This window comes from Sandarakinorhabdus oryzae (assembly GCF_009733735.1).
In the GTDB taxonomy this organism is placed as follows: domain Bacteria; phylum Pseudomonadota; class Alphaproteobacteria; order Sphingomonadales; family Sphingomonadaceae; genus Sandarakinorhabdus; species Sandarakinorhabdus oryzae.
In genome coordinates this window covers 1-9,530 of record NZ_WNJP01000109.1, presented here as the reverse complement: position 1 = coordinate 9,530, position 9,530 = coordinate 1, and the positions used below count along the sequence as shown (strand labels likewise).

Annotated in this window: 11 protein-coding genes, 1 pseudogene and 1 riboswitch; of the genes and pseudogenes, 9 read left to right on the top strand and 3 right to left on the bottom strand. The window is 67.1% G+C overall.

The annotated features are described in order from the left end of the window. Both GJ693_RS10950 and eno read right to left on the bottom strand, forming a co-directional pair. On the bottom strand, nt 1–439 hold a 439-nt coding region (locus tag GJ693_RS10950; protein WP_156256342.1), incomplete at its 3' end, for an AMIN domain-containing protein. 38 nt (nt 440–477) lie between these two features. Then, a complete protein-coding gene (gene eno / locus GJ693_RS10945; protein WP_156256341.1) occupies nt 478–1,752 on the bottom strand; it encodes a phosphopyruvate hydratase in 1,275 nt (424 codons plus the stop codon). Nucleotides 1,753–1,876: 124 nt separating this feature from the next. On the opposite strand from eno, the gene GJ693_RS10940 reads away from it, so the two are divergent. The 7 genes from GJ693_RS10940 (at nt 1,877) to GJ693_RS10910 (ending at nt 6,368) form a co-directional block, all read left to right on the top strand. Beyond that, nucleotides 1,877–2,293 carry a hypothetical protein gene (locus GJ693_RS10940; protein WP_156256340.1) on the top strand — a complete coding sequence of 139 codons (417 nt, stop codon included), beginning with the start codon at nt 1,877–1,879 and terminating at the stop codon, nt 2,291–2,293. Next, nucleotides 2,293–2,697 (top strand): phage holin family protein, encoded by a 405-nt coding sequence (locus GJ693_RS10935; RefSeq protein ID WP_156256339.1) that lies wholly within the window; start codon nt 2,293–2,295, stop codon nt 2,695–2,697. Before GJ693_RS10940 ends, GJ693_RS10935 begins: the two co-directional genes overlap by 1 nt. Continuing rightward, complete coding sequence (locus tag GJ693_RS10930; RefSeq protein ID WP_156256338.1) at nt 2,694–3,188, top strand: hypothetical protein; 495 nt, start codon at nt 2,694–2,696, stop codon at nt 3,186–3,188. The genes GJ693_RS10935 and GJ693_RS10930 overlap by 4 nt, the downstream gene beginning before the upstream one ends. A 50-nt stretch (nt 3,189–3,238) precedes the next feature. After that, complete coding sequence (locus tag GJ693_RS10925) at nt 3,239–3,874, top strand: MlaC/ttg2D family ABC transporter substrate-binding protein (RefSeq protein WP_197042123.1); 636 nt, start codon at nt 3,239–3,241, stop codon at nt 3,872–3,874. Nucleotides 3,875–3,896: 22 nt separating this feature from the next. Further along, nucleotides 3,897–4,478 carry a gamma carbonic anhydrase family protein gene (locus tag GJ693_RS10920; protein WP_156256336.1) on the top strand — a complete coding sequence of 194 codons (582 nt, stop codon included), beginning with the start codon at nt 3,897–3,899 and terminating at the stop codon, nt 4,476–4,478. 25 nt (nt 4,479–4,503) lie between these two features. Further along, nucleotides 4,504–4,716, top strand: coding sequence for a DUF4170 domain-containing protein (locus tag GJ693_RS10915; RefSeq protein WP_156256335.1), 213 nt, complete (start codon nt 4,504–4,506; stop codon nt 4,714–4,716). Nucleotides 4,717–4,793: 77 nt separating this feature from the next. Next, nucleotides 4,794–6,368 carry an AMP-binding protein gene (locus GJ693_RS10910; RefSeq protein WP_156256334.1) on the top strand — a complete coding sequence of 525 codons (1,575 nt, stop codon included), beginning with the start codon at nt 4,794–4,796 and terminating at the stop codon, nt 6,366–6,368. Between the two features lie 146 nt (nt 6,369–6,514). Here GJ693_RS10910 and rpmE read toward each other — a convergent pair whose 3' ends face one another. Beyond that, on the bottom strand, nt 6,515–6,748 hold the full coding sequence (gene rpmE, locus GJ693_RS10905) for a 50S ribosomal protein L31 (protein ID WP_156256333.1): 234 nt from the start codon (nt 6,746–6,748) through the stop codon (nt 6,515–6,517). An 89-nt stretch (nt 6,749–6,837) separates the two neighbouring features. Next, nucleotides 6,838–7,025, top strand: a riboswitch (cobalamin riboswitch). Nucleotides 7,026–7,165: 140 nt separating this feature from the next. On the opposite strand from rpmE, the gene GJ693_RS10900 reads away from it, so the two are divergent. After that, nucleotides 7,166–9,085, top strand: coding sequence for a TonB-dependent receptor plug domain-containing protein (locus GJ693_RS10900; protein ID WP_156256332.1), 1,920 nt, complete (start codon nt 7,166–7,168; stop codon nt 9,083–9,085). Then, a pseudogene (locus GJ693_RS10895) lies at nt 9,082–9,530 on the top strand (ABC transporter substrate-binding protein); the annotation flags it as partial. The gene GJ693_RS10900 and the pseudogene GJ693_RS10895, both read left to right, overlap by 4 nt.

Here is a 9,530-nt window from a genome sequence, read left to right as displayed (position 1 = left end):
TGGCCGGCGTCGGCGGCGGCGGTGGGCCGTCGCTGCGCAGCAGCGGCAGCGGCTTGCGCCCGCGGGCGACTTGCGCGGCAAACACGTCGGGCGGAGCGCGATCGAGGATGATGGTGACCTGGTTGCCGCTGGCGCGCGCCTCGCGGATGATCACCGGGGCCTTCAGATCGATCACCAGCCGGGCGGTGCCGGGCGCGAACATGGCGGCGCGCAGGGCCGAAACGCTGTTGGTGCCCGGCGCAGACAGGCCGGGTTCGACAACGCCGACAAAATCCACCACCAGCCGGAATGGATCGGAGAGGGCAAAGGCCTGGGCCGCCGGCAGCGGGCCATCCGCCGTTACGATCACGCGCCCCGGCTGGCTTTCAAGCGCGATGATGCGCGCAGCCAGCGACGGCGCGGCCCACAACAGGCACAGGATCAGCAGGAAGCGACGCACGGCCGCTTGGATAGAGGGCGATGCGGGCCGGAGCAACCTCAGCGCAGCACGGACCGGCCGGCGTATACGGCGTCCGAACCCAGTTCTTCCTCGATACGGATCAGCTGGTTGTACTTGGCCAACCGGTCGGAGCGGGCTAGGCTGCCGGTCTTGATCTGGCCGCAGCCGCAGGCCACTGCCAGGTCAGCGATGGTCGAATCCTCGGTTTCGCCCGAACGGTGCGACATCACCGTGCGATAACGGTTGCGGTGGGCCAGTTCGACGGCGGCCAGCGTTTCGGTGAGCGTGCCGATCTGGTTGACCTTGACCAGCAGCGCGTTGGCGAGGCCGTCGCTGATCCCCTGCCCCAGCCGCGCCGGGTTGGTGACGAACAGATCATCGCCAACCAACTGCACCGTGCCACCCAACTTGTCGGTCAGGATCTTCCAGCCTTCCATGTCGTCCTCGCTCATCCCGTCCTCGATCGACAGGATGGGATAATCGCCGGCCAGCGCCGCCCAGTAATCGGCCATCTGTGCCGGCGTCAGGGTCAGGCCTTCGCCGTGCAACTGATAGGCGCCGTCCTTGAAAAACTCGGTCGCAGCGGCGTCCAGTGCCAGCATCACGTCGTCGCCGGGCTTGAAGCCGGCCTTTTCCACAGCGGCCATGACGAAATCGAGCGCGGCGCGGGTGCCGTTGAGGTTGGGGGCAAAGCCGCCTTCATCGCCGACGGCGGTGTTGTGGCCCTGCGCCTTCAGCTCAGCTTTAAGCGTGTGGAAGATCTCGGCGCCCCAGCGCACGGCTTCGGCGATGGAGCTGGCGCCCACCGGCATCACCATGAACTCCTGCACGTCGATCGGATTGTCGGCATGGGCGCCGCCGTTGATGATGTTCATCATCGGCACCGGCAGCAGGCGAGCCGAGACGCCGCCAACATAGCGGTGCAGCGGCAGGCCGCGCGCATCCGCCGCCGCCTTGGCAACGGCAAGCGACACGCCCAGGATGGCATTGGCGCCGAGCCGGCCCTTGTTGGCCGTGCCATCGAGCTCGATCATGGCGGCATCGACCGCACCCTGCTCTTCGGCTTCCATGCCCGACAGCGCGTCGAAAATCTCGCCGTTCACGGCCGCGACGGCTTTCAGCACGCCCTTGCCGAGGTAACGGGCCTTGTCGCCGTCGCGCAATTCCACCGCTTCGTGCGCGCCCGTCGAGGCACCCGACGGCACGGCGGCACGGCCGGTGCTGCCATCTTCCAGCACAACGTCCACTTCCACGGTGGGATTGCCGCGGCTGTCGAGGATTTCACGGGCGTGGATGTCGATGATCGCGGTCATGCAGTGCGCCTTCCAGTGTGGCATAGGTGAACCTGCCTGCTTGCGCAGCGGCGTCGGCCACGCCAGATAGAGAGGTGAGCCCGCGTGGGCAAGCGTTGGCGTGTGCACAGCCATGGAAGAAGCAATGACCGACCCCCTGCCGATTGATGCCAGCGACTGGACCGCCGACGAGATCGACGCCGGTGTGGCCGTGCCCGGCCAATCCAAGGGCCTGTCGGGTCTTGCCGATTTCGCCCGCGACCGGCTGGTGGCCATGGTGGAGGATGCCCGCGACAGCCTGGTGGGCCAGGTGCGCGGCCTGAAATCGCTGGCCGATCTGTTGACCGACAATCTGCCCGAAGCGGCGGCCCCGGTTTCAAAACTGGTTGGCGAGGCGTCGGGCACCATCGATGCCATTGCCGATGCGCTGGCCGAAAAATCGGTGGAGGAACTGGTCGAGGATGGCCGCGAACTGGTGCGCGCCCAGCCGGCGGCCGCCGTTGGCCTCGCGATTGCCGTTGGCTTCCTGGCCGGCCGCATGTTGAAGGCCGCGCGCGACTGATGAAGCTGGGCAGCGGCCTTGCCAACCAGACCCGGCAGATGGTCGGCGGCTTCCTGCTGCTCATGCAGAATCTGTCGCGGCTGACCGCGGCGGAACTGCGCGCCAATGCCGGCGCCCTGCGCGCGCCGCTGATCATGCTGCTGGCGGCGTCGGGCCTGATGATGACGGCGCTCACCCTGTTGACCGTGGCCGGGGTGCTGGCGCTGGCGCAACTGGTTGGCCCGGTGGCGGCCTGCGCCATCGTGGCCGTGCTGGCGCTGCTGGCGGGTTGGGCGCTGGCCCAGGCCGGCCTGTCGCGGCTTTCCGCGGTGGACCTTGCACCGCGGCGCAGCATGGCCACATTACAGGCACAGATTGATCGCTTTGCCGCCCGCACCAAACCGCCGAAGGACAAGACGCCATGACCCAGCAGCCCACCATCGAGGATCTTGCCCGCGCGGCCGATGATGCCGGGGCGGCGCTGGCTGATGACGTGACCGAATTGACCAGCAGCCTGGCGCCGCGCCGCATCGTTGACGAGGCAATTGATGCGGTGAAGGCGCGCGGCGTCGGCCTGGCCCGCGATGCCAGCGACGTGGTCAAGACCCACCCGATCGCCACCGGCGCCGCCGTCGCCGCCGTTGGCCTGGCGCTCTATGCCGGCAACCGCATCAGCAAGGCCGAGCTCGATCTGGGCGATGACCTGCAGGCCTGGAGCGATTATGACGATGCCGCCCTGGCACCGCCCGATGACAGCAATGTGGCGGAGGATGCCCGCGCGCTGGTGAAGGAAAATCCGGTGGTGGCGATCCTGGCCGGCATCGCCGCCGGCGCGGCACTGGCCCTGCTGTTCCCGACCAGCACCGCCGAAAAGCGCAGCCTGGGCGCGCTCGCCCGCCGCATCACCAACCGTTGAGTTTCAGCTTGTTGAGCTCAGGTTCAGGCTGGCGCAGGCAAATGGGCCCGATGAAACACACGCACCTGATCGCAGCCGCGCTGCTTGCCGCCCTTCCCGCCCTTCCCGCCGCCGCCCAGGTGGGTGCCGCTTCGGCCGCCAGCCCCGGCGATCCGGCGGCGCGGCCGTTCATCGAGAAACTTGTGGGCGATGGCTTTGCCGTGCTGCGCGACAAGTCGCTCAGCAAGGCCGCTTCGCGCGCCAGGTTCCGCACCATGCTCACCCAGAATGTGGCGCTGGATGATATCGGCATGCGCCTGATCCGCCGCCAGAAGGCGACGCTCACCCCGGCGCAGCTGGCCGCCTATCGCGCCGCCTTCCCGGAGTTCGTGCTCAATGCCTATGCCGATCGGCTCTATGATTATGCCGATGCAAAGGTGCAGGTGCAGCGCACGCTGGGCCGCGGCGCCTTCACCGAAGTCTATACCCGCGTCACCCGCCCCGGCGCCCAGCCGATCGACACGATCTGGCAGGTGAAATCGGATGGCGGCAAGCTGCTGGTCAACAATCTGGTGGTGGCGGGCGTGAACCTGTCGCTCACCCAGGAGGCCGATTTCACCAGCTATATCGCCAAGAACGGCTTTGACGCGCTGGTGACGTTCATGAAGAGTGCGAACGCCAAGAGCCTGGCGGTGAACACCAAATAGCGGGCAGCAAGCGGGGGGCAGCATGACCAGCCGGATCGACATTCACCCGACGGCGTTTGTGCACCCGTCGGCCCAGATCTATGGCCATGTCTCGATCGGCCCCAACGCCAGTATCTGGTGCAACGCCGTGATCCGCGCCGAATGCGCCCATGTCGAGATCCACGAAGGCGCCAATGTGCAGGATTTCGTGATGATCCACACCGATCCGGGCAAGCCGGTGATTGTTGGTGCCTATACCAGCGTCACCCATCACGTGACGCTGCACGGCTGCCGGATCGGCGATCATTGCCTGATCGGCATCAATGCGACGGTGTATAATGGCGCGGTGGTCGGCGCCGGCTCCATCGTCGGCCAGCATGCCTATCTGAAGGATCGGTTCGAAGCGCCGGAGAACAGCATCATCGTCGGCAGCCCGGCCAAGGTGATCGCCACCCGCGACAACCGCCTGCCCAACCGCATCAACGCCGAATTCTACATGCGCAACGCCGGCTGCTACCGCGAAGGCAATCACCGCGCCTGGGACGGGCCGGAGTTCGAGGCCTGGTTTGCCGCCACCATGCAGCGGTTGCAGCCCGACTATGCGCGTGCTGCCACTGGCGCGTGAGGGGATCTGCGGCTAGAGGCCGCGCATGAGCAAGCTGCATCTCGTTTTTGGTGGCCGCGTGGCCGATCCGCAGGGGGTGGAATTCGTCGATCCCCACAATCTCGACGTCGTCGGAATCTTCCCCGATTACAAGAGCGCCGAGACGGCCTGGCGCTCCGCCGCGCAGCGCACGGTGGATGACGCGACGATGAAATATGTCGTCGTGCACCTGCACCGCTTGCTGCAACCCGACAGCTGAGGCGCGCTCTCCCCTTACAAGTGCAGGCTTTCGCAAATCCGCGCTGTCCATAAAGTGGCGGCGGGGAGAGACGAGCCATGCCGCAACAGTTCAGCTTTGGCGCCATTTTCGAGGCCGTTGCGCGCGGGCTCGAACCCGAACGGCCGGCGCTGGTCCACGGCGATCAACGCCGCAGCTGGGGGGAGTTGGCGGCGCGCAGCGAGAGCCTGGCCGCCGGCTTTCAGGCCGCTGGCGCCGTACCGGGCGACCGCGTGGCTCACCTGATGCGCAACGGGCCAGCCTATTGCGAGACGCTGGCGGCCACCTTCCGCGCCCGCATGGTGCATGTGAATGTCAATTATCGCTACACCGGCGAGGAGCTGCTCTACATCCTCGACAACAGTGATGCGGCGGTCGTCGTCTATGACGCCGAGTTTGCCGAGCTGCTGGGCAGATTGCGCCACCGGCTGCCGACCAGGCTGTGGCTGCAGGTGGGTGGCGATGCACCCGATTGGGCGACCGATTTCGAGGCGATGGCCAGCGCCGGCCACTGCTTGCCGCCGCAGGACCACCAGCCGACCGACATGTTGTTCATCTACACCGGCGGCACCACCGGCCTGCCGAAGGGCGTGATGTGGGACCAGGGCGCGCTGTGGGGCCTGATGGGCTGGGGCGCGCCCTCCCCGCTGGAGCCACCGCCGGAAAGCATCGCCGAGCATGTGGCGAATGTGAAAGCCCGCAAGGGGTATCAGAAGGCGCTGGTGCTGCCGCCGCTGATGCACGGCACCGGCCTGATCATCGCCATGGGCACGCTGTCGAAAGGCGGCACGGTCGTCACCTTGCCCGGCCACAATTTCGATCCGGGCGAGGCGGTGAGCGTCTGCCAGAGCGAGGCCTGCGATTATGCCGTGATCGTGGGCGATGCGTTTGCCCGGCCGATACTGAAGGCGCTGGACGCCGGCATCGGCAGTATTGCCACACTGGGCGTGATGATCTCATCGGGCACCATGTGGTCGCCAGAGGTGAAGGCCGGGCTGCTCAAGCATGCTCCCAACATGATGATCGTCGATTCGCTGGGTTCGTCAGAAGGCCTTGGCCTCGGCGCGGCGGCGCAAACCAAGGACAATGCCGGGGCGGCAACGAAGTTCATGGCCGATGGCAACACGCTGATCATCGGTGACGACATGAAGCCGGTCGCCCCCGGCACCATGGGCCGCATCGCCCGCGGCGGCCTGATTCCGCGCGGTTACTGGAAGGACCCGGTGAAGACCGCGGCCACCTTCCCGGAGATCGACGGCGTGCGCTATTCCATCCCCGGCGATTTCGCCATCATCGAGGAGGACGGCAGCTTCACGCTGCTGGGCCGTGGCAGCCAGTGCATCAACACCGGCGGCGAGAAGGTCTTCCCCGAAGAGGTGGAGGAGGTGCTGAAGACCCACCCGGCCATCGACGACGCCCTGGTGTTCGGCCTGCCCGACGAGAAATGGGGCCAGTGCGTGACGGCGGTGGTGGAAGCCCATGCGCCGGTGGATGTCGAGGAACTGCGCGCCCACGTGCGCCGGCACCTGGCGGGCTACAAGACACCCAAGACGGTGCATATCGTCAAGAAAGTGCCGCGCGCGCCCAACGGCAAGGCGGATTATGCCACGGCGAAGGCGATGGTGACGGGGTAGATCGAGGAGAGCCAGCGTCGCGGCAAAGCCGCGCCGTCGGACGAGTCAAAAAGGGCGGCCTGTTGGGGCCGCCCTTTTCGCTCGCCGTCCGCACTTGCGCGAGTCTGTGCCCATCGCTCCGCGATGGTCACGAGCCGCGCTGCGCGTTATTTCTTCGCGCCCAGACCAAAGCTGGCGAAACGCTTGTTGAAGCGCGCCACCTGGCCGCCGGCATCGAGCATGCGGCCGGTGCCGCCGGTCCATGCCGGGTGGCTGGTCGGATCGATTTCCAGGTTCATCACATCCCCTTCCTTCCCCCAGGTCGAGCGGGTGGTGTAGGTGGTGCCATCCGTCATCTTGACGGTGATGCTGTGATATTCGGGATGGATGCCGGACTTCATGGGTTTTTCCTTCACTGCGGACCGGTTCCGACCGGCCCTGGAAATTTGAACGCGCGGCATAGCGGCTTGACCGCTCGATTGCAACAGGCGTAACCCTCCCCCCGAACGGTGCCCGCCTTCGCCGGCGGGAGAATAGGGAAGCCGGTGCAAATCCGGCGCTGTGCCCGCAACTGTAAGCGGCCAGCTGCTCTGCCACATGTCACTGGGCAACCGGGAAGACGGCAGAACAGCGCCATGAGCCGCAAGCCAGGAGACCTGCCGTTCCGTCCGTGGCCCTGCGTGGCTGCTGGCGGTCGCCCCATGCCTGCCGGGACCAGCGGTGCGTGAGATGAAGGTGCAGCGCCGCTGCCCTTTCGTTCGTGGCGACTTCGTGTCGCTCACCCGTGCCCCGAGGGGCCGAACGAAAGGACGTAATTCATGCTTGCCATCCTGCTTGCCGCCCAGCTGGCGGCCACCCCGACCCCCGTGAAGCCGCAGGCCGACGAGATCGTGCTGGTCGAACCGCTGCCACCCGGCACCATCTCGGTCACCGCTAGCCGCGAGCCCGTGCAGCGCATCCTGTCGGGCACGGCGAACAGCTTCATCGACAATGTGCTGATCGACCGGCTCAACCTGAGCCAAGTGAAGGATTATCTGACGCTGGTGCCGTCCGTCGCCGTCGCCCAGACTGGGCCGATGGGCGCCCAGACCCAGGTGCGCATCCGCGGCGCCGAAGCCAACCACACGATGACCTTCATCGACGGCATCGACATGACCGACCCGGCCTCCTCCGGCGAATTCCGCTATGAAACGCTACTGACCGCCGGCGTGGAAAGCATCGAGGTGCTGCGCGGGCCGCAGAGTGCGCTGTGGGGCAGCGAGGCCATCGGCGGCGTCATCAACATCACCACCACCAATCCCCTGGGCAGCCGCCAGGGCCTGTTCGGCGAGGCCGAGGGCGGCAGCCTGGGCACGGCGCGACTGGGGCTGGGTGCCACCGTCTCCAACAGCAGCGGCGCTGGCCTGTCGGTGCAGGGTGCCTGGCTGTCGTCGCGCGGCTATAATATCGCTCCGGGGCCAGGCGACCGTGACGGCTATGACAATCTCACGCTGCACGCCAAAGGCGGCGTTGCCATTGCCTCGAACCTGACCGCGACACTGGTGCTCCGCCATGTCAGCAGCAACAGCAAGTTCGACGATTTCGATTATGACGCCGGGGTGCCGCTCGATGCGCCGCTGTCGACCCGCACACGGCAATGGGCCGCACGCGGCCAGATCGACCTCTTCCTGGCGGATCGGCGCTGGACCCACAGCCTCTCGGTCACCCACAGCAGTGCCGCCAACAGCAACCGCGACGGCGGCGCATTCGTGAACCGCAGCAACGGCGCGCGTGAGCAATATCGCTATCAGAGCAGCTTCCGTTTCGACACCGGCGCGCTTGAGCACCGCGTCACGGCGGCCGTGGAACACCAGGACGAGCGTTTTGCCAGCATCGATGCCGATCCCGACGCCTTCTCGAACCAGCGCCGCAGCCGGGCGCAGACCAGCGCGGTGGGCGAATATCGGCTGGAGCTGGCCGATCGCCTTGCCGCCGGCATCGCAGTGCGGCGGGACTGGAACAACCGCTTTGCCGATGCCACCACGGCGCGGGCCAACGCCAGCCTGAAGCTGGCTGCCGATCTGCGCCTGCACGGCAGCTGGGGCAGCGGCATCGCCGATCCCACCTTCTATGATCTCTATGGCTTTTTCCCCGGCTTCTTCATCGGCAACCCCAATCTGAAGCCGGAACGCAGCACCGGCTGGGATGTCGGCCTGCGTTGGGGCAATCTCACTCGCTACATCGATGTCACCTGGTATCGCGCTCGCCTCAACAACGAGATCATCAGCACCTTCGATCCCGAAACCTTCCTGTCGGGCGTGGCCAACGCCAGCGGCCGCAGCCGGCGCCAGGGGATTGAGGTGGAAGGCCAGATCGCCATCGGATCAGGGCTGAGCCTGCGCGGCAGCTATGCCTGGCTGGATGCCAGCCAGCAGCAGGTGGCCGGCGGCGCACTGGTGCGCGAGGTGCGGCGACCCCGGCACAGCGGCAGCATCAGTACCGTCTACAACCACGAACATTTCCAGCTGGCGGCGTCGGCGGCCATCACCGGGGCACGCGGCGACACGGATTTCGCCCGCTTCGTGCCCGTCACCCTGCCCGCCTACACGCTCGTCACCCTGTCCGGCGCCTGGCACATCACCGACCAGATCGACCTGACGGCGCGCATCGAGAACGCGCTCGACGCCCGCCAGGTCGATGTGTTCGCCTATCGCGGGCCGGGCCTCACCGCGCATGGCGGGATCCGGTTCCGGCTGTGAAGGTTCTGGCCGCCTTCGCCTGCATGACCATCGGGGTGGCGGCGGCCGCCACCCCGCACCGCATCGTCAGCCTCAACCTGTGCACTGATGAATATCTGCTGCTCACCGCTCGCCCCGGCCAGATTGCCAGCATCAGCCGGCTGGGGGCTGACCGCCAGGAAAGCCCACTGGCCAGCCGGGCGCGGGGCCTGGCCACCAACAGCGGCAGCCTGAGCGCGGTGATCGACTTGGCGCCGGACCTGGTGCTGACCATGGGGGCCGACCCCCAGGCGGCAGCGCTGGCAGCGCGGCTGGGCATAAGGCTGGTCGCCCTGCCCTATCCCTCCAGCCCGGCGGCGGTGGTGGCACAGGTGCGGCAGGTGGCGGCGCTGGTGGGCAATGTGCCCGCCGGCGCGGCCTTTGCCCGGCAGGTGGCGGCGCTGACCGCAAGCGCGCCCACGCCGCG